We start from the raw sequence: 17,938 nt of genomic DNA, 5'->3' as shown, positions 1-17,938 counted from the left end.
GGAGCGGGAGAGCTCCGGCCACTCCCGCATCGGGGAAGTGGGTCAGCCCACTGCCCCGGTGGCCACGCTTCAGGCCGCACGCACGCCGTTGCGGCCGAAGCGCAGGTGACGACTGGCCTGGCGCGCTTCCTGCAACCGGCGCTTGTGCGCGCTCAAGAGGTCACCTCGCGTGATGATGCCGACCATCCGGTGCGGCGCATCCTTGCTGACCACGATCAGCCGGCCGACCTGCTCGGCCACCATGTGGTCGGCGGCCTCGCGCAGCGAATGATCCTCCTTGACCATCATCGGCGGACGGATGACCAGGTCGGCCAGCGGCAGCGAATAGGACCACTGCGGATCGAGCAGGCTGCGCCGCGTCAGCACGCCCACCACCTGCTCGTGCTCGTCCACCACCGGGAAACCCTGGTGCTGCGCCTCGGCCGAACCTTCGTTCAACCAGTGGCGCACCTCGCCCAGCGTCTGGGTGGTGCGCAGGGTCACCACGTTGCGCGAACAGGCATCGCCCACCGCCACCTGGTCCAGGTAGTCGGCCGCGTATTCGGAAGGCACACGCACGCCGCGGCGGGCGATCTTCTCGGTCATGATGGTGTTGCGCATCATCAGTGCGGAGATCAGGTAGGCCGCGGTGCAGCCGCCCAGCAGCGGCAGCAGGCCGGCTGGCTGGCCGGTGGTCTCGAACGCGAACACCACTGCGGTCAGCAGAGCGCGGGAGGCGCCCGCGAAGATCGCCGCCATGCCGACCAGGGCAGCGATGCGCGAGTCGATGCCGAACTGCGGCAGCAATGCGGCGAGCCCCAGTCCGATCAGTGCACCCAGCGCGCCGCCGATGGTGAACAGCGGCGCCAGCGTACCGCCCGAGGTGCCGCTGCCCAGCGAGATCGACCAGGAAATGAACTTCATCACGCACAGGAAAAACAGCGTGTGCAGCGTGAATTCGCCGCTGACGATGCCTTCGATGTTGGTGTAGCCCACGCCGAGCGTCAGCGGCGCGAAATAACCGACCACGCCCACCGCCACGCCGCCCAGCGCCGGCCACCACATCCAGTGGATCGGCAGCCGCTCGAACGCGTCCTCGATGCCGTAGACGATCCGCGTGACACCGACGCTGACCAGGCCGAGCAACGCGCCCACGCCCACGTAGCACGCCAGCGCGACAGCGCCGGGCTCGGCCAGCGCCGGCATCGCGAACACCGGCGCAGTGCCCTGGAACGCGTAGCGCACGGAGGTGGCGGCCACGGTCGCCAGCGCGACGGGAATCAGCGAACGCGGACGCAGCTCGAACAACAACAGTTCCACCGCCAGCACGACCGCCGCCACCGGCGAGGCGAACACCGCCGCCATGCCCGCGGCGGCGCCAGCCGCCAGCAGCACCTTGCGCTCGCCGCCGGTGACCCGCAGGAGCTGCCCGATGAACGAGCCCAGTGCGCCGCCGGTGGCGATGATCGGCCCCTCGGCGCCGAATGGCCCGCCGGTGCCGATGGCGATCGCCGAGGACACCGGCTTGAGGAAAGTGATCCGCGGCGGGATCTTCGACTCGTTGAGCAGCACCTGCTCCATCGCCTCGGGAATGCCGTGGCCGCGGATGGCGCGCGAACCCCAGCGCGCCATCGCGCCGACGATCAGGCCACCGATCACGGGGACCACGATGACCCAGGGTCCCAGGTGATGGCCGGCCGGCGAGGAAAAGTCGGTCGACAGTCGACCGTAGAACGCCAGATTGGTGACCAGCCCGATCAGGGAGGTCAACACTTGGGCAATGAAGGCCGCAGCCACGCCCAGCACCACCGACACCGCGGTGATCCGCAGCACCCGCCGGTCCACCAGGGTGGAGCGGCGTGGCATGCGGGTGGCGTCGAGGCTGACTCCCAACGCGGGAGAAAGTGGCAGGGCGTCCGTGCTGCCTTCCAGGCGCACGCCCAGCGGCGGAGCCGGCTTGTCGGAGGGGGAGGTCATCGAAATCACGCGCAAAGCGGGGATTTTACGCCTCCCGGCCAGGGAACCGAAGGGCTCCCTTCAGCTCCGATGCCTGCCGCCCTACCCATGGGTCGCGGATGCTGTCCCGGGGCCGTGGCGCTTCCGCGGGAGATGGGGCCGCCACAGCGGATGCGGCGGCCAGACGGCACCTCGGCCGCGACGATGACCCTTCGCCGCGCGCGACAGCAAAAGCTTAACGCGGCACTCAGTTTAAGCGTGGCTTTTCGCGAAAAAATCACTTTTGCAAGGTAGAGTGCGATTGCTCGACCAACGAGCAAATTCCAGAAGGGGACATGGCTATGATCAAATTCCTGCCTCGCCGCGCGCTTCTCGCCGGCCTGGTCGTCATGGGCTTTTCGGCGTCTGCCGTGGCGGCAACGGGCACGGGCCTGGGTCAAGCCTGGCCGAATGCACAGGACGTGAGCGCGAGCACGCATTGGCATGTGTACACGTTCACCAACAACGGCGTGCAGTACGTCCAGGTGAACGACATGTACGGCAATGTTCGCGTGGCTTTTGGCAACGTGAGCGGGCAGTTCCTGGTGCTGCCCATGGGTCGCGATGCGCAGCGTCTCTCTACCCCGCAGCAGACCGCGTCCACCAGCACGACGGCCGTGCCGTTGACCTCCTATGCCGAGACGGTCTATCGCGGCAACAACATCCAGCTGCGGGCGACACCGATGAGCGACGGTACGACTGCCTTCACGGTGAATCCCGATACCACGACCTACGCGGCCGCCGCACCGTGCGACGACCCGGTGGAGTGCAGCAGCCACTCGCCGTAAGCGCCGGGGGATACGAAAAAAGAAAACCGCCCTCCGGGGCGGTTTTCTTTTTGCCTGTCCGAAGCGGGGGCGACGGCGCGGGTTTCCTCCGCTCAGGCGAGTTCCGGGTCGAACAGCATCAGGCTGATCCGATGGCCCGTGCCTCGTGCACGTGCATGGACCTTGCCTTCGAAAATGCCGGCGCGATCCTTGAGTGCGCCCAGGCCCATGCCACTGCCACCGAGGGCCGACTGGATATCGTCCCAGCGCACGCGGGCCAGACGCTCGTAATCCACGTCGCTGTCCACGCAAAGTACTGCCCAGCGCCGCCCGCCGGAGTGGCCGCTACGCAACCGCATGCGCACCTTGCTGACGTTGCGCTTGGCGCATGCCAGCGCGATCGCTTCCGAGGCAAGCCGGTACAGCGCCATCTGGACGCTGGTGGACAACTGTTCGACATCTCCCTGGATGTCGCACCAGTAGACGATGCCGCCTTCGTCAAGCGCACGGGGGATCGACCCTTCGCGCAGCGCGGCCGTCAGCCCGCGGTCGCGCCAAGAAAGCGGGTACAGCGAGTCGGCCAGCCGGTACATCTGATGCTGCGCCACGGCAGCCTGACGGTAGTAGGTGCGCTCGTCGGTTCCTGGCAGCAGGCAGCGCAGCCGGCCCAGCAACTGGGTGTAGGACGCCTGGATTGCCCCGCTCATCTGCTCCAGCGCATAGGATGTCTGCCGCAGTTGCAGTTCACCCAGATAGACATTCCTCTGCGCCATCGCCAACGCCAGACGAGAATCCATCCGTTCCTGCTTCTCGCGCTGATGCAGCACCGCGATGCGCGCGCCGAGCATCAGCATCGTGGTGATGGTGAAAGCGATGAAGACCTGGGCCTGGACGGTTTCGTGGTCCCGAACGACCGGCATGGTGAGGATGACCGCGACGCTTGCCGCCGTGCCGCCGACGGCGGCGCCGCGCCAGCCATGGCGCAGCGACAGCCAGGCGACCGGCAGGAACATCGCCATCCGCGCAGCCTGACTGGCATCACCGGCCACGCCCGACGCCAGCCAGACGAGCAAGGCCAGGGCCGGCAACAGCAGCGACACCGTCTCGAGCACCAGGCGACTCTCCGAGACGCCCGCGAGAATCTGCCGGAGCGACCGGCTGGCCAGCTCTTCCCTTACTGCCAGCGCCAGCGGCACGACGGTCAGGATGCCGATGTACGAGCCAAGGAAATACCACCCGGCCGCCGTGCGGAAATCATGCCGCGGCTCGACCGTGGCCACGAACAGGGCCGACGTATCGGCGATGGTCCACACGACCGACACCAGCAGGGAACAGAGCAGCAGCACATTGATGCTGGTGATCGTGCGCGATGGAAACAGGCGACGTTGCTCGCGGCAGAAGCGGACGATGGGCATCGCCAGGCCAACGGGCGGCACCAGCATGATCGCCGACCACATCCAGCCGTACTGTTCCAGGCAGCTCAGGCTGAGGTAGCCGAGCGGAATCAGCTCGCCCACCAGCAGCGCCGGCCAGTAGCGATACGGCAACAACATCAGGGCGCACAGACGCAAGCCTGCGAACAGCACCCAGTGGGAGAAAGAAATCTCGCGAAGCAGGAGGTAACTCAGGGCATAACCGGCCGCAACGGTCACGTGCCTGAGCCAGATGTTGTCCCAGATCCTTGTCAGCATCGTCCTAACCCCCTTGGGCATGGATGGCCTGAATTACCCCAATCCAGCGACCGGTCCACGTCGACATGTTATTCCATCTATACAACGACTTGCTTCGTGAAAAACGAGTGAAACCAATAACCTACCATCGCCTTTCGGTGGTGCTCATCGTAGCGCAAGCCGGCTCGGCACGGCGGGCAACCATCCTGCCATCGTTGTGCCCTGCGTCGCAGGATTCCGCATCGGGGCGCAACGAGCGGAACGACAAGCCGGCTTTCCGCCACCTCCGTCGAACATGCAAAAAAGAGGCCCGCCAATGGCGGGCCTCTTTCGTTTGGCTGGGAGACTAGGATTCGAACCTAGATAAACGGAGTCAGAGTCCGTTGTCCTACCGTTAGACGATCTCCCAAAACCCTTGGGCACGATGCGCTCTGACCGGTTGCATCGTCCCTCGAAGCGGATGTTAGCGCTTCGAGAACTGGGTGGCGCGGCGGGCCTTGTGCAGACCGACCTTCTTGCGCTCGACCTCGCGGGCGTCGCGGGTCACGAAGCCGGCCTTGCGCAGCGGCGACTTCAGGGTCTCGTCGTACTCGATCAGCGCGCGGGCGATACCGAGACGGATCGCACCGGCCTGGCCGGTGATGCCGCCGCCGGCGACGGTGACCTTGATGTCGAACTTGTCGGCGCTCTGCGTCAGTTCGAGCGGCTGGCGCACGATCATGCGCGAGGTCTCGCGACCGAAGAACTGGTCGAGCGGCTTGCCGTTGACTTCGATCGCGCCGTTGCCCTTGCGCAGGAACACGCGGGCGGCGGAGGTCTTGCGGCGACCGGTGCCGTAATTCTGCTGGATAGCCATGGGTTTCCTTAGATCTCCAGCGCCTGCGGCTGCTGGGCGGTATGCGGATGCTCGGCGCCGCCGTACACCTTGAGCTTGCGGTACATCGCACGGCCCAGCGGGTTCTTCGGCAGCATGCCCTTGACGGCGATCTCGATCACACGCTCCGGGTGCGTGGCCAGCATGTCCTTCAGACTCATGGTCTTGAGATTGCCGACGTAGCCGGTGAAGCGGTGGTACATCTTGTCGTCCAGCTTCGCGCCGGTGACCGCGACCTTCTCGGCGTTGACCACGACGATGTAATCGCCGGTGTCGACGTGCGGGGTGAACTCCGGCTTGTGCTTGCCGCGCAGGCGGCGGGCGATCTCGGTGGACAGACGGCCGAGCGTCTTGCCCGTCGCATCGACCACGTACCAGTCGCGCTTGACGCTTTCCGGCTTGGCGCTGAACGTTTTCATTTCAAGAATACCTGTCTGCCGCCACGGGGGCGGTTAGCGGAATCGGTGGAACAAAGGCGCGAGATGATAGCGGAGCCGTCATCCATCGCGCAAGCCTGCCGGTCGGCCGACTGTGAGCTGCAAATGATAGCATGACGCCCATGCCCGAGAACAAGTCCGAGCGCATCGCCGCGCTGGCCGACCAGTGCGTGCAATGCGGCCTGTGCCTGCCGGCGTGCCCGACCTATGCACTGGATGGCAACGAGGCCGAATCGCCGCGCGGGCGCATCGCGATCGCCGCGGCCCTGGCCAAGGGGCTGGCGCCGGTCACCGACGAGCTGCGCACCCCCCTGGACCACTGCCTGGGCTGCCTGAACTGCGAGCGGGTATGTCCCGCCCAGGTGCGCTTCGGTGAGCTTCTGGTCGAAACGCGCACCCTGCTCGGGCCTGCACCGGGGCGGCCACGGATGCTGCTCGCGCTGGCAAAGCGGCCCGCCTTGCTGCGATGGACCCGGCTTTCCGGATTGCGCCGCTGGTACGCGCAACTCGCACGCTGGCTGCCACGGCGCTCCCGCTTCCGCGCCGCACTGGTTCTGGCGGCGTCACCGACGTCTTCGAGCCTCCGACCAGCGCACCGGGAGACGGCCCCACGCGCACCGGCGCTGGCTCACGTTGCGCTCTTTCCGGGGTGCGTGGGCAGCGTGGACGACGCGGCCGCGCAAGAGGCGGCGGTCGCCCTGCTGGAGGCTGCCGGCCATCCGGCGACGCGGCTGCCAGCCTTCTGCTGTGGTGCACTGGATGCCCACGGCGGCGACGCACGGGCGGCGGAGCAGGGGGCGCGGCGCGTGCAGGAAAGCTGGCGGGGCAGCGGCGCTTCCGTGCTGGTGACGGTGACGCCCGGCTGCCTTGGGCAACTGCGCCATGCCCTGCCCGGCGTGAGGGTGGAAGATCCCTGCGCGCTGCTCGCGGCGCAGGCCGATCGCCTGCAGTTCCGCCCGCTTCCCATGCGCGTCGCGCTCCACCTGCCCTGCACGCAACTGAACGTGGCGCGTAGCGATGAGGCCTTGCGGGTGCTGCTCGGGCGCGTGCCGGCGCTTGAGGTCGTGCCGCTTCCTCCGCGCTGTTGCGGCGCGGCCGGCAGCCACCTGCTGGAATTCCCCGAGCGCGCCGCGGCCTTGCGCGCTCCCACGCTCGATGCCATCGCCACGCTGGCGCCACAGGCGTTGCTGTCGTCCAATATCGGTTGCCGGCTGCACCTGGCGGCAGGCCTGGCCGGACAGGGCATTGCCGTGCCGACCCTGCATCCGCTGGTGCTGCTGGCGCAGCAACTGATTCCCGGAAATCCGCCATGAACGTTCGCACGCTCTCTTCGCTCGACCGCCTGCTGGCAGGTGTCGAACGCGCCCTGGAAACCGTCGCCGGTGCACCGGAAGCCGCGCGCCCCTCGCCCGCCACGGCGCTGGAGAATGCGCCGCTCGACGACGCCGAGCGCCGCCACGCCGCCGGCCTGATGCGCGTCAACCACACCGGCGAGGTCTGCGCGCAGGCGCTGTACGACGGCCAGGCCGCGCTCGCGCGCGACGAGGACACCCGCCGCCACCTGCAACACGCCGCCGACGAGGAGACCGACCACCTGGCCTGGTGCGCGCAACGCCTGCGCGAGCTGGACAGCCGGCCGAGCCTGCTCAACCCGTTGTGGTACGCCGGCAGCTATGCCATCGGCGCGGCCGCCGCGCTGGTCGGCGACAGGGTCAGCCTGGGCTTCGTGGTGGAAACCGAGCGCCAGGTGGAGGCCCACCTCGCAGACCACCTGCAACGCCTGCCAGCGCAGGACGAACGCTCGCGCGCGGTGCTCGCGCAGATGCAGGCCGACGAGGTGCGTCACGCCGACAACGCCAGGGCGCGCGGCGGGATCGATCTCCCCTTCCCGATCCCCGGGCTGATGCATCTCAGCTCGCTGGTCATGAAGAGCGTCGCCTACCGTATCTGACGCGCGCGACCATGCCGGTGCTTACCGGCAATGGCCCCAACCGCCCGCTCCAGATGGAAGTGGCTGCATTGCTCGCGGTTGTAGTCCGGCCCCAGCACCATGCCTGCCACCTCGCAGGCGCGGTCGCCTGCCTTGCCCGGCGCTTGCCAGCCGCCCGCAATGCGCAGCTCTCGCCCGTCAGCCAGCACGAATCCCGTCAGGTCGATCGCCGCCGCCCGCGCATGGCGGCTGGGCGGTGCGCTGCTGCGACCGTAGAGGTTGCGGCAGGCGTAGCTGCCGACATGGTCGATCCGCGTGACGGCGCGCCGGTAGAGCTGCCGAGCGGCCGGCTGCAGGACCTGCCGGTCGAGCAGCACCAGCGTCGCCGCCAGCGGACAGGTCACGATCGCCGCATCGACCCAGCCGCACGGGTCCGGGCCGTTGCGATCAGTCACCGGATCGAAACGCGCGCCGGCGCGCGCCAGGGCTGCCTTGCAGGCGCGCGGCTCCTGCCCCAGCCGCTCGAGCCTGTAGCGGACGGACATGTCCGGCATCGCGCGCAGATCCAGCGGCGCCCACGGGGCGCAGCGATCAGGCGGACGCCGGTCACGCGACCACGCCAGCGCAAGCAAGGCGAGCAGCAGCAGGGACGGCAGGAAGGCGCGCATGGGGCCAACCTGGCCGAGAGGGCGTGCGCGCAACGAAAGACCCCGCCTCGCGGCGGGGTCGTCGATCACATCAGGTTGCGGCCGTGGAACAGTTCCTCGATCTCGCGCTTGAGCAGCGACTCGATCCGCTGGCGCTCCTTGAAGGACAGATCGTCCGCGTGCGCCTCGAACAGGTAGGTGTCGAGGTCGAAGTCCTTGATGTGCATCTTCGTGTGGAAGATGTTCTCCTGGTACACGTTGACGTCGAACATCTCGTACTTCTGCCGGATGTGCCGCGCCAGGTAGTCCTGCACCGAGTTGATCTTGTGGTCGATGAAGTGCTTCTTGCCCTTCACGTCGCGGGTGAAGCCGCGCACGCGGTAGTCGCACACCACGATGTCCGACTCGAAGCTGTCGATCAGGTAGTTGAGGGCCTTCAGCGGCGAGATCACGCCGCAGGTGGCCACGTCGATGTCCGCGCGGAAGGTCGCGATGCCGTTGTGCGGATGCGTTTCCGGATACGTATGGACGGTGATGTGGCTCTTGTCCATGTGCGCCACCACGGCACCGGAAATGGTGTCGCGGCCGAGCTTCTCGACCACCGGCTCCTCGGAGATGAGGATCGTCACCGATGCGCCCTGGGGATCGTAGTCCTGGCGCGCGATGTTGAGGATGTTCGCGCCGATGATCTCGGCCACGTCGGTGAGGATCTGGGTGAGGCGATCGGCGTCGTACTGCTCGTCGATGTACTCGATGTAGCGCTGGCGCTGATCTTCTGACACCGCGTAGCAGATGTCGTAGATGTTGAAGCTCAGGGCCTTGGTCAGGTTGTTGAAGCCCTGCAGGCGCAGGCGCGGGAGCGGTTTCACCACGGCGACTCTCCATGGCCGGGGCGCGGCCAGCAGATGAGGCGGGTTAGCAGCAAGGGTCCCCGCGAAAAGAAGAAGACGCGCCAGGACCCTCATCCTGCGCGACCCGAGGATTCCGGCCCGGGAGCAGCTTGGCCGAAAGACTGCGAAGTATGCGGCAAAAGCCCGGAAAACAGAACTCGCGGGCCGCAGCCCGCGTCATCTCTTGATCAGGCAAGACGCGTGATGCATGGTAACGCCTTGGCGGCAGCGCCTTGGCTCACCAGCGGATACTCTCGTGGCGCAACTCAAATACCAACTCCAGCAGGCTTTCGAACGATCCCAGGCGCCGCTCAGCTTCGCGCCAGACCCGGCATCGATGGAGCGCTTCCTGGCGCTGTGCCACCGTCGGCGCTATCCGGGCAAGACGGCGATCATCCGTCCGGGCGATCCGGCCAACACGCTCTACTACATCATCGAAGGCTCGCTCGCCGTCTGCACCGAGGACGAGCAGGGCCGCGAGCTGATCCTGGCCTATCTGAACCGCGGCCAGTTCATCGGCGAGATGGGCCTGTTCGTGGAACAGGCGCAGCGCGAGTCGATCGTGCGCAGCCGCACCCCGTGCGAGATGGCCGAGATAAGCTACGAGCGCCTGTTCCAGCTGATGGAAGGCCCGCTGCGCGAGGAATGTCCGAAGATCCTCTTCGCGATCGGTTCGCAACTGACCAACCGCCTGTTGCGCACCTCGCGCCAGGTCAGCCGCATGGCCTTCATGGATGTCACCAACCGCATCTCGCGCACGCTGCTGGACCTGTGCCAGGAGCCCGACGCCATGACCCATCCTGACGGCACGCAGATCCGCATCTCCCGCCAGGAGGTCAGCCGCATCGTGGGCTGCTCGCGCGAGATGGTCGGCCGCGTGCTCAAGCAGCTTGAGGAACAGGGCATGATCGACGTCGCCGGCAAGACCATCGTGGTCAAGGGCACGCGCTGACGCCGGGCCCTCGCCGCTCTCCGGCAGCGACCCGCCCGCGACGCCCTCAGGGCTGTCGCGGGGGCGCCTCCGGCCGATAGACCATGTAGACATCCGCCCGCTCGTAGTGCGAGCCCGGGCGCACCGACGGCTGCATGGCGAAGCCGGCCTTCTCGTACATCCGCAGGGCGGTCTGCAGGCGGCTGTTCGATTCCAGGAACAGCGTCTGCCCGCCGCGGTGGTGGAACTCGGCGATACAGGCCTCCAGCAGCCGCTTTCCCGCACCGAGCCCGCGGAAGGTCTCGTCCACGCCCATCTTGGTCAGTTCGAATACGCCCGGCGATTCCTGCAGCAGGGCACAGGTGCCGATGACCTCCGTGCCCAGGCGCGCGAAGAAAATCGCCCCGCCGGGCTGCAGGATGTGGCGCTCCGGATCGCCCAGTACCGCGCGATCGATCGCCTCGATGCGGAAATGGCGCTCGAGCCATTGCGCGTTCAAGCGGTAGAAGTGCCCGCGCAGCGCCGGTGCATACGGCACGATCTCCAGCGGCGTCGCCTTGATCGCTTCGTGCTCGGCCAGGATCGCGGCAACGACCGGACGCGCCTGCAGCGCGCGCTCGCATGCCGCGATGGCCTCCAGCAGGTGATCGGCGTGCGCCTCCAGCGACGTGCTCACGCCCCGCTGCACCGCGCACCAGATCGGCCCCAGCCCGGCGAGGGCGGCATGCGCCTTGCCGGTGAGTGCCAGCACGGTACGCCGGCCGTCGGCCGGATCGCGCTGGCGCCGGACCATTCCGGCACGCGCCAGTCTGTCGGTAAGCTGGCTCACGGCCGAATGGGTCTGGCCGATCGCCTGGGCCACCTCGGTCACCGTTTTCGGGCCCTCATCCCACAGATGGCGCAGCACCGGCAGCCAACGCGACTCGATCGGCGCGTCCAGCGCCCGGTAGACCTCGTCCGCCGCCGCGTAGAAATGGTCGCTGAGCGCCTTGAGGCGGCTGCCGAGGGCGAGTTTGCCGAGGGAGGCCAGATACATGCGATGCCCGCGAAGCTAAATACGTAAGCGCTAACGTATTGCGGAACGAGCCACCCCTGCAAGCTCGATACGGGGATGGCATCGCGGATGGTCAGTGCCAGGCCACCCGCTCGAGCGTGCGGCCGAGCGCCCGCTCGATCCGCTTGCACAGCTTCGGGGTGCCGTTGACCAGTACCGGTTCGGCCGCCGCCTTGAGCATGTGCAGGTCATGCAGCGAGTCGCCGTAGGCGCGCTGCCAGGCCGGCACGCCGTGCGCGGCCAGCGCCTTGAGCTTGCCAGTGCCGACGTTGTGGTGGGCCAGGCGCAGGCCGAGCACACCAGGCCTGAGCCGTGACGCCACCAGCTCGACCCCGGGGAGTCTCAGTTGGGCAAGCAGGCTCTCGACCAGCGTGTGCTCGCAGCCGGTCACCACGATCACCCGCTCGCCCGCCGCCTGGTGGCGGCGCAGCGCCCGCACGCCGTCGCGACAGAAATGCCCGGGACGGCGCACCAGTTCCGCGGCGAACGCGTCGACCGCCACGCGATAGCGCTTCTCGTCCAGCCCCAGCAGCGCGATGTGCACCAGCGGGCGCCGCAGCCGGCGCGTCAGCGGCCACAGCAGCATCAGCCCGGGCAATGACAGCAGCGCAAGCAACTGCCGCCAGGCCGAGCGCGCATAGTGCTCGCGGATGAACAACTCGTAAGTGTCGGCGTGGGTCAGCACGCCATCGAAATCGAACAGCACGACCGGCGGCTCGCCGGCGGCTGGGGTGCCCTGCCCTTCCATGGCGTCAGGCGGCGAACAACTGCTCGAGCGCCCGTCCCGGATCGTCGGCGCGCATGAACGCCTCGCCGACCAGGAAGGCATGGATGCCCGCCGCACGCAGGCGGGCCACGTCCTCTCGCGTGTGGATGCCCGACTCGGCGACCAGCACGCGATCTTCGCCGGCCATGCGCGGCTTGAGCGCGAGCGAGGTATCGAGCGTGGTCTCGAACGTGCGCAGGTTGCGGTTGTTCACGCCGACCAGCGGGACCGGCAGCGCCAGCGCGCGCTCCAGCTCCTCCGCGTCGTGCACCTCGCACAGCACATCCAGGTCGAGCTCGGCGGCGAGCAACGACAGCTCCAGCAGCGCCGCGTCGTCCAGCGCGGCGACGATCAGCAGGATGCAGTCGGCGCCGATCGCACGCGCTTCGTATACCTGGTAGGGGTCGACGATGAAGTCCTTGCGCAGCAGCGGCAACGCGCAGGCCTCGCGCGCCTGCTCGAGGTACGCCTCGCTGCCCTGGAAGAAGTCGCGGTCGGTCAGCACCGAGAGGCAGGCGGCGCCACCGGCGGCGTAGCTGCGGGCAATCGAGGCCGGATCGAAGTCGGTGCGGATCACGCCCTTGCTGGGGCTGGCCTTCTTCACCTCGGCGATCACCGCCGGCAGGCCGGCGGCAAGCTTGTCCTCGATGGCGGCGGCGAAGCCTCGGGTGGGCGGCAGGTCCCCGATGCGCGAGGCGAGCTCGGCCAGCGGCAGCGCGGCGCTGCGCTCGGCGATTTCCTCGGCCTTGCGGGCCAGGATGCGTTGCAGGATGTCGGTCATGGCATTGAACTGTGGGTGCGCATCTGTGCGCGGAAAAGCCAACGGAGCGGCGTGCCGGACAACCGGGGCGCGCCAGGTGCGCTCCTACGCGGCAAGCCTGCGCGTCACGGCGATGAACTCCATCATCTTCGCATGCGCGGCACCGCTGGCGATGGTCCGGCGCGCGAGCGCGATGCCCTCGTCGATGTCGCCTGCCACGCCCGCGGTGTAGAGCGCCGCGCCGGCGTTGAGGCAGACGATGTCGTGTGCCACGCCGTGGCGTGCGCCCAGCGCATCCAGCAGCATGGCACGTGATTCGTCGACGCTCTCCACCCGCAGGTTGCGGCTGGAGGCCATCGCCAGGCCGAAATCTTCCGGCTCGATCTCGTACTCGCGCACCTCGCCGTCGCGCAACTCGCCGACCAGCGTGGCCGCGCCGAGCGAAATCTCGTCCATGCCGTCACGCCCCCACACCACCATCGCATGGCGCGCGCCAAGCGCCTGCAGCACGCGCACCTGGATACCGACGAGGTCGGGATGGAACACGCCCATCAGGATGTTCGGCGCACCGGCCGGATTGGTCAGCGGCCCCAGGATGTTGAACAGCGTGCGCACGCCCATCTCCTTGCGCACCGGCGCGACCACCTTCATGGCCGGATGGTGGTTCGGCGCGAACATGAAACCAATGCCGGCCTCTTCCATGCATTGGGCGACCTGCGCGGGGTTCAGGTCGATCACCGCGCCCAGCGCTTCCAGCACGTCCGCACTGCCGGACTTGGAGGACACGCTGCGCCCGCCGTGCTTGGCCACGCGCGCGCCCGCGGCCGCCGCGACGAACATCGAGGCGGTCGAAATGTTGAAACTCGAGGCACCGTCGCCGCCGGTGCCGACGATATCCACGAAATGCGGGTGCGCGGGCGCCTCGACCTTGGCCGAGAGCTCACGCATCACGCGCGCCGCTCCGGTGATCTCGCCGACGGTCTCCTTCTTCACGCGCAGGCCGGTGATGATCGCCGCGGTCATCAGCGGGCTCACCTCGCCGCGCATGATCTGGCGCATCAGCGCGATCATCTCGTCGTGGAAGATCTCGCGGTGCTCGATGGTGCGCTGGAGCGCTTCCTGGGGCGTGATCCCGGTCTCGCGCGGGCTCATGCGGCCAGTTTCCGCCGCGGCAGGCCGAGGAAGTTGGCCAGCATGTCGTGGCCGTGCTGGGTAAGGATCGACTCCGGATGGAACTGCACGCCCTCCACCGGCAAGGTCCGGTGCCGAAGGCCCATGATCTCGTCGAGCGAGCCGTCCGGGTGCTCGGTCCAGGCGGTGACCTCCAGGCAATCGGGCAACGAGTCCTGCTCGACCACCAGCGAGTGATAGCGCGTGGCCTCGAACGGATCCGGCAGACCGGCGAACACGCCCTGCCCGCGGTGGCGCACCGGCGAGGTCTTGCCGTGCATGATCTGCTTGGCGCGGATCACCCTGCCGCCGAACGCCTGGCCGATCGCCTGGTGCCCAAGGCACACACCGAACACCGGGATCCCGCCGGACAGCTCGCGCAGCACCGCCAGCGACACGCCCGCATCGTCCGGCGTGCCCGGCCCCGGCGAGATCATGATGTGCGAGGGTTGCAGCGCGCGGATGCCGGCCACGTCCAGCGCATCGTTGCGCACCACCTTCACCTCCTGTCCCAGCTCGCCCAGGTACTGGACGAGGTTGAAGGTAAAGCTGTCGTAGTTGTCGATCATCAGAAGCATGGAAAGCCGCGCCCGGTCATGATGCTGTGCATCATAGCCGCTGCGCCGTCCCCGCACTATGGACGGCCAAACGCCGGCCGCGTCGCCACCGGTCCGGCCGGCCGCCGACGGCTCAGCGATGCAGGCGGGCGGGACCGAGCATCTGCGCCGAGATGCCCGCGTCCGCCAGGTGGCCGGGCAAGGGCCGTCCGAGCGCCAGGTTCGCGCACGACTCGCCCATCGCGGCGCTGGTCTGGATGCCGTAGCCGCCCTGCGCGGCGACCCAGAAGAAGCCGGGGGCATCGGGGGCGAAGCCGCCGACCAGGTCGCCGTCGGCGACGAAGGAGCGCAGGCCGGCCCAGGTGCGGGTCGGGCGGCGGATTTCCAGGGTGGTCGCCTGCTCGATGTTGTGGATGCCCAGCGCGATGTCGTATTCCTCCGGCTGCACGTCGTGCGGGTCGACCGGGTCGGCATTGGCGGCCGAACCGAGCAGCAGGCCGGCGTCAGGCTTGAAATAGAAGGTCTCGGCGATGTCGCAGATGAACGGCCAGCGGTGCACGTCGACGCCGGCCGGCGGCTCGAACACGAACGCCGAGCGGCGCTTGGGCTGCAGGCCCAGCGGGCCGACGCCGGCCATCCGCGCGACCTGGTCGGCCCAGGCGCCGGCCGCGTCGAGCAGCAGCGGCGCGCGGTAGATCGCCTCGCCCGCATCCACCTCCCAGCCGGCGGCGGTGCGCTCGATGGTGCGAATGGCCACGTCCAGGCGCAGCTGTCCGCCGCGCGCGCGCAGGCCGCGCAGGAAACCCTGGTGCAGTTCGTTGACGTCGATGTCCGCGGCGCCCGGTTCGTGCATGCCGATCTGCGCGGCTTCCGGCCGGAGCACCGGTACGCTCGCGCGCAGGCGGGCGGCGTCGTGCAACTCCAGGTTGCGCGTGTACGGCAGGATCGCCTCGTACTCGGCGCGCACGCGGTCGGCATCCGCGGCGGTGCCGATCACGGTCGCGCCGCGCGGGGTCAGGATGGGGGCGCTGGCAAATCCCTCCGGTGGGTGGTCCAGGAACGGCCGCGTCGCGCGGGTCAGCGCGCGCACCTGCGGCGAGCCGTAGGTTTCGCTGAACAGCGCGGCCGAGCGGCCGGTGGAATGCATACCCGCATAGCTCTCGCGCTCGAGCACCAGCACGCGCGCGTGCGGGGCGAGGAAGTAGGCCACCGAAGCACCGGCCATGCCGGCGCCGATCACGATCACATCGGTTTCGATCGATTGCATGTTCATGCTCATCTTGGTGCTCCCTCCCCTGCGCGCAGGGGAGGGCTGGGGAGGGGTTGTCCGGGGCTCGCGGCGAAGGGGGAGCTACCCCCTCCCAGTCTCCCCCTGCGCGCAGGGGGAGGAGCTATCGCCGCGCGACTGCCGCGCCACCACGCTGGTGGCGGTGACGTCGGCGGTGACGTTGCCCAGGGTGGCGAACGCGTCCGGCAGTGTGTCGACCGCCAGCATCAGGCCGAGCGGCCCGACCGGCAGGCCCATCGACTGCACCACCGGCAGGTTGGTGGCGATGAAGGTCACCGCGCCGGGCAGGCCGACCGAGCCGAGGCTGATCACCACCGCCAGCACCGCGCCGGCGACGAGCTGACTGGCGGACAGGTCGACGCCGTAGGCCCACGCGATGAATGCGGCCGAGGTGAGGTACTGCACCGGACTGGTCAGGCGGCACAGCGTGACCGCCATCGGCAGCACCAGCGCGTTGACCTGCTTCGGATAACCCAGCCGCTGCCCGGCGCTTTCCAGCATGGCCGGCAACGAGGCGAGCGAGGACTGCGTGCTGATCGCCACCGCCTGCGGCGGCAACAGCGCGCTGGCGAAGCGGCGCAGCTTCTCGCCGCCCCAGACCACCGCCACCGCGTACATCATCGCGGTCACCGCCAGGTACAGCAGGATCTCGGCCAGCACGTACACGCCAAGCGCGCTCAGCATGCCCAGGCCCGAGCGCGCGCACACGCCCAGGATCAGCGCGAACACGCCCAGCGGCGCCACCCACAGCACCCAGCGCACGATCACGATCATGGCATCGGCGATCGCCTGGAAGAACTCCACCAGCATCGTGCGCCGCGCCGGCGCGATCCGGGTCAGCGCGAAACCGAGGAACAGCGCGAACACCACCAGCGGCAGCATGGCGCTCTGCGCGGCCGCCATGATCGCGTTGCTGGGAATCATCGCAATCAGCGCCGCCGACCAGCTCGCCGGCCCGGTCTGTGCCGCGCTGCCCACCACGGCGTGATCCAGCGCATCGCGCAGGGCCGGATTGTGCGGGAACAGCGAGAACAGCGCCGGCGCCGCCGCGGCGGTGAACAGCGCACCCAGCAGCAGCAACAGGATGAAGACCACGATCGCGCTCCGCGCGATGCGGCCGGACGCCGCCGCGTCGGTGGCCGTGTTGACGCCGACCACCACCAGCGCCAGCACCAGCGGCACCACGGTCATCTGCAGCGCGTTGAGCCACAGCTTGCCGATCGGCTGCACCACGTCGGCCACCTGCGTGGCGACGAGCGGATTCCACGCGGCCAGGACCAGGCCGAGGATGGCGCCGATGGCCAGGCCGCCGAGCACGCGCGCGGTGGGGCTCATCGGGACGCTTCCTGCAGCACGGGCAGGTGCCATTCGCCCTGCAGCTTCTGGTAAGCCGGCGTGGGCAGCAGCACGAACACCGGGTGCGCGTCCGGACGCAACCACGCCAGCAGCCGGTGCATCAGCGAGGGTGCCATGGCGGTGCAGCCGGTGGTGGCGTCCATCGGCGACTTCCACAGGTGGGCGAAGATGCAGCTGCCGCCCTGCGCGCGCTGCTGCGGGTTGTGCTCGATCACGAAGCCCTGGGCGTAACGCTGGTCGCCGTTGACGTGGATGTCGCGGCGCATCGGCTCGGTGGAGCCCTCGACCGCCTTCTCGCCCACCACCTTCGCGTCGACGATGCGGTTGTAATGCGGCGAGCCGCTGACGTCGACGCAGTAATCGCTGGCGCGGAGCGCGCGGTAGGGCAAGGCCGTGCCGGCCTTGGCCGCGTAGCCGAACGCTTCGCCGATGTCGAACACGCCGGCCGGACTGCGCAGGTCGCCCTCGCGCTTGACCGGGCCGTCGTGGCGCGGGGTGTTCAGGCCCAGTCCCCAGGCGGCGCCGGCCTTGCCGATGGTGACCGGGGCGGGCTGGCCGATCTCCTTCCAGCCATCGGCGGTGCGCGCGTAGGTGCGCAGGGTGCCGTGGTTGACGTCCCAGCCGGGCGTGGTGACCACGACCATCTGGCGCGCGTCGGACCAGGCGGTGGATCCGTTTTTGGCGGCGAGAGCGTTGCCGACGAAGGCGAGCGCGAGAGTCAGCAGCACGACGTTGCGCATGACCGGGTACTCCTGAGGTAAGGGGTGGATGCCCTTCGACTTCGCTTCGCTACGCTCAGGGCGAACGGTTTGCGATGACGTTGCCGATGCCCGCTACGCTGGGCGGCTTTTCCTGGCCGTTCGCGCT

18 protein-coding genes and 1 tRNA gene are annotated in these 17,938 nt (G+C 68.6%); 4 read left to right on the top strand and 15 right to left on the bottom strand.

Annotated features, from left to right (window positions below; translation table 11 throughout):
- Positions 1-69 precede the first annotated feature (69 nt).
- Positions 70-1,956, bottom strand: a complete 1,887-nt coding sequence (locus tag LQ771_RS00815; protein ID WP_231350515.1) for a chloride channel protein — start codon at positions 1,954-1,956, stop codon at positions 70-72.
- A 314-nt stretch (positions 1,957-2,270) separates the two neighbouring features.
- Here LQ771_RS00815 and LQ771_RS00810 point away from each other — a divergent pair, with 314 nt between their 5' ends.
- Entirely contained in the window at positions 2,271-2,762 is a 492-nt protein-coding gene (locus tag LQ771_RS00810) for a hypothetical protein (protein ID WP_231350514.1), read from the top strand.
- Between the two features lie 92 nt (positions 2,763-2,854).
- On the opposite strand, the gene LQ771_RS00805 is transcribed toward LQ771_RS00810, so the two are convergent.
- The 4 genes from LQ771_RS00805 to rplM all read right to left on the bottom strand — a co-directional run bounded on the left by LQ771_RS00805 (position 2,855) and on the right by rplM (position 5,704).
- Positions 2,855-4,432 (bottom strand): MASE1 domain-containing protein, encoded by a 1,578-nt coding sequence (locus LQ771_RS00805; protein WP_231350513.1) that lies wholly within the window; start codon positions 4,430-4,432, stop codon positions 2,855-2,857.
- A 314-nt stretch (positions 4,433-4,746) separates the two neighbouring features.
- A tRNA-Gln gene (locus LQ771_RS00800) sits at positions 4,747-4,820 on the bottom strand.
- A gap of 54 nt (positions 4,821-4,874) precedes the next feature.
- Positions 4,875-5,267 (bottom strand): 30S ribosomal protein S9, encoded by a 393-nt coding sequence (gene rpsI, locus LQ771_RS00795; protein ID WP_231350512.1) that lies wholly within the window; start codon positions 5,265-5,267, stop codon positions 4,875-4,877.
- Positions 5,268-5,275: 8 nt separating this feature from the next.
- Positions 5,276-5,704, bottom strand: a complete 429-nt coding sequence (gene rplM / locus LQ771_RS00790; protein WP_091334580.1) for a 50S ribosomal protein L13 — start codon at positions 5,702-5,704, stop codon at positions 5,276-5,278.
- Positions 5,705-5,835: 131 nt separating this feature from the next.
- On the opposite strand from rplM, the gene LQ771_RS00785 reads away from it, so the two are divergent.
- The gene (locus LQ771_RS00785) at positions 5,836-7,035 is read left to right on the top strand and encodes a (Fe-S)-binding protein (protein ID WP_231350511.1); all 1,200 of its coding nucleotides are present in this window, start codon (positions 5,836-5,838) and stop codon (positions 7,033-7,035) included.
- The gene (coq7, locus tag LQ771_RS00780; RefSeq protein WP_231350510.1) at positions 7,032-7,673 is read left to right on the top strand and encodes a 2-polyprenyl-3-methyl-6-methoxy-1,4-benzoquinone monooxygenase; all 642 of its coding nucleotides are present in this window, start codon (positions 7,032-7,034) and stop codon (positions 7,671-7,673) included. Before LQ771_RS00785 ends, coq7 begins: the two co-directional genes overlap by 4 nt.
- Here coq7 and LQ771_RS00775 read toward each other — a convergent pair.
- Complete coding sequence (locus tag LQ771_RS00775; RefSeq protein ID WP_231350509.1) at positions 7,661-8,320, bottom strand: extensin-like domain-containing protein; 660 nt, start codon at positions 8,318-8,320, stop codon at positions 7,661-7,663. The genes coq7 and LQ771_RS00775 overlap by 13 nt on opposite strands.
- 65 nt (positions 8,321-8,385) lie before the next feature.
- Positions 8,386-9,171, bottom strand: coding sequence for an adenosylmethionine decarboxylase (gene speD / locus LQ771_RS00770; RefSeq protein WP_091334588.1), 786 nt, complete (start codon positions 9,169-9,171; stop codon positions 8,386-8,388).
- 274 nt (positions 9,172-9,445) lie between these two features.
- Between speD and crp the strand changes: the two genes are divergently transcribed.
- Entirely contained in the window at positions 9,446-10,141 is a 696-nt protein-coding gene (gene crp / locus LQ771_RS00765; RefSeq protein ID WP_231350508.1) for a cAMP-activated global transcriptional regulator CRP, read from the top strand.
- A 46-nt stretch (positions 10,142-10,187) separates the two neighbouring features.
- On the opposite strand, the gene LQ771_RS00760 is transcribed toward crp, so the two are convergent.
- From LQ771_RS00760 to LQ771_RS00725, 8 genes are all read right to left on the bottom strand, one after another.
- The gene (locus tag LQ771_RS00760) at positions 10,188-11,156 is read right to left on the bottom strand and encodes a bifunctional helix-turn-helix transcriptional regulator/GNAT family N-acetyltransferase (protein ID WP_231350507.1); all 969 of its coding nucleotides are present in this window, start codon (positions 11,154-11,156) and stop codon (positions 10,188-10,190) included.
- Positions 11,157-11,247: 91 nt separating this feature from the next.
- Positions 11,248-11,922 carry an HAD family hydrolase gene (locus LQ771_RS00755; protein ID WP_231350506.1) on the bottom strand — a complete coding sequence of 225 codons (675 nt, stop codon included), beginning with the start codon at positions 11,920-11,922 and terminating at the stop codon, positions 11,248-11,250.
- A gap of 4 nt (positions 11,923-11,926) precedes the next feature.
- Positions 11,927-12,721, bottom strand: coding sequence for an indole-3-glycerol phosphate synthase TrpC (trpC, locus tag LQ771_RS00750; protein ID WP_231350505.1), 795 nt, complete (start codon positions 12,719-12,721; stop codon positions 11,927-11,929).
- An 84-nt stretch (positions 12,722-12,805) separates the two neighbouring features.
- Positions 12,806-13,852, bottom strand: coding sequence for an anthranilate phosphoribosyltransferase (gene trpD, locus LQ771_RS00745; RefSeq protein WP_231350504.1), 1,047 nt, complete (start codon positions 13,850-13,852; stop codon positions 12,806-12,808).
- Positions 13,849-14,448 (bottom strand): anthranilate synthase component II, encoded by a 600-nt coding sequence (locus LQ771_RS00740; RefSeq protein ID WP_231350503.1) that lies wholly within the window; start codon positions 14,446-14,448, stop codon positions 13,849-13,851. Before LQ771_RS00740 ends, trpD begins: the two co-directional genes overlap by 4 nt.
- A gap of 112 nt (positions 14,449-14,560) precedes the next feature.
- The gene (locus tag LQ771_RS00735; protein WP_231350502.1) at positions 14,561-15,700 is read right to left on the bottom strand and encodes an NAD(P)/FAD-dependent oxidoreductase; all 1,140 of its coding nucleotides are present in this window, start codon (positions 15,698-15,700) and stop codon (positions 14,561-14,563) included.
- A 78-nt stretch (positions 15,701-15,778) separates the two neighbouring features.
- Positions 15,779-17,050, bottom strand: coding sequence for a dicarboxylate/amino acid:cation symporter (locus tag LQ771_RS00730; RefSeq protein WP_231350501.1), 1,272 nt, complete (start codon positions 17,048-17,050; stop codon positions 15,779-15,781).
- Positions 17,047-17,811: a L,D-transpeptidase family protein gene (locus LQ771_RS00725; protein WP_231350500.1), complete on the bottom strand. Its 765-nt coding sequence runs from the start codon at positions 17,809-17,811 to the stop codon at positions 17,047-17,049. The genes LQ771_RS00730 and LQ771_RS00725 overlap by 4 nt, the downstream gene beginning before the upstream one ends.
- Positions 17,812-17,938: the final 127 nt, after the last annotated feature.

The organism is Frateuria soli (genome assembly GCF_021117385.1).
Taxonomy (GTDB): domain Bacteria; phylum Pseudomonadota; class Gammaproteobacteria; order Xanthomonadales; family Rhodanobacteraceae; genus Frateuria_A; species Frateuria_A soli.
Note: the sequence above shows the minus strand (reverse complement) of the source record. Positions and strands in the feature narration are given on the sequence as shown.

What these genes read in the sequence shown, in the direction of transcription:
- LQ771_RS00730 (WP_231350501.1), bottom strand. Translation starts at nt 17,050, where the DNA reads ATGAGCCCCACCGCGCGCGTGCTCGGCGGCCTGGCCATCGGCGCCATC.
- LQ771_RS00735 (WP_231350502.1), bottom strand. Translation starts at nt 15,700, where the DNA reads ATGAACATGCAATCGATCGAAACCGATGTGATCGTGATCGGCGCCGGC.
- LQ771_RS00755 (WP_231350506.1), bottom strand. Translation starts at nt 11,922, where the DNA reads ATGGAAGGGCAGGGCACCCCAGCCGCCGGCGAGCCGCCGGTCGTGCTG.
- coq7 (WP_231350510.1), top strand. Translation starts at nt 7,032, where the DNA reads ATGAACGTTCGCACGCTCTCTTCGCTCGACCGCCTGCTGGCAGGTGTC.
- trpC (WP_231350505.1), bottom strand. Translation starts at nt 12,721, where the DNA reads ATGACCGACATCCTGCAACGCATCCTGGCCCGCAAGGCCGAGGAAATC.
- LQ771_RS00805 (WP_231350513.1), bottom strand. Translation starts at nt 4,432, where the DNA reads ATGCTGACAAGGATCTGGGACAACATCTGGCTCAGGCACGTGACCGTT.
- LQ771_RS00740 (WP_231350503.1), bottom strand. Translation starts at nt 14,448, where the DNA reads ATGCTTCTGATGATCGACAACTACGACAGCTTTACCTTCAACCTCGTC.
- LQ771_RS00775 (WP_231350509.1), bottom strand. Translation starts at nt 8,320, where the DNA reads ATGCGCGCCTTCCTGCCGTCCCTGCTGCTGCTCGCCTTGCTTGCGCTG.
- LQ771_RS00810 (WP_231350514.1), top strand. Translation starts at nt 2,271, where the DNA reads ATGGCTATGATCAAATTCCTGCCTCGCCGCGCGCTTCTCGCCGGCCTG.
- LQ771_RS00815 (WP_231350515.1), bottom strand. Translation starts at nt 1,956, where the DNA reads ATGACCTCCCCCTCCGACAAGCCGGCTCCGCCGCTGGGCGTGCGCCTG.
- LQ771_RS00785 (WP_231350511.1), top strand. Translation starts at nt 5,836, where the DNA reads ATGACGCCCATGCCCGAGAACAAGTCCGAGCGCATCGCCGCGCTGGCC.
- rplM (WP_091334580.1), bottom strand. Translation starts at nt 5,704, where the DNA reads ATGAAAACGTTCAGCGCCAAGCCGGAAAGCGTCAAGCGCGACTGGTAC.
- LQ771_RS00760 (WP_231350507.1), bottom strand. Translation starts at nt 11,156, where the DNA reads ATGTATCTGGCCTCCCTCGGCAAACTCGCCCTCGGCAGCCGCCTCAAG.
- rpsI (WP_231350512.1), bottom strand. Translation starts at nt 5,267, where the DNA reads ATGGCTATCCAGCAGAATTACGGCACCGGTCGCCGCAAGACCTCCGCC.
- trpD (WP_231350504.1), bottom strand. Translation starts at nt 13,852, where the DNA reads ATGAGCCCGCGCGAGACCGGGATCACGCCCCAGGAAGCGCTCCAGCGC.
- LQ771_RS00725 (WP_231350500.1), bottom strand. Translation starts at nt 17,811, where the DNA reads ATGCGCAACGTCGTGCTGCTGACTCTCGCGCTCGCCTTCGTCGGCAAC.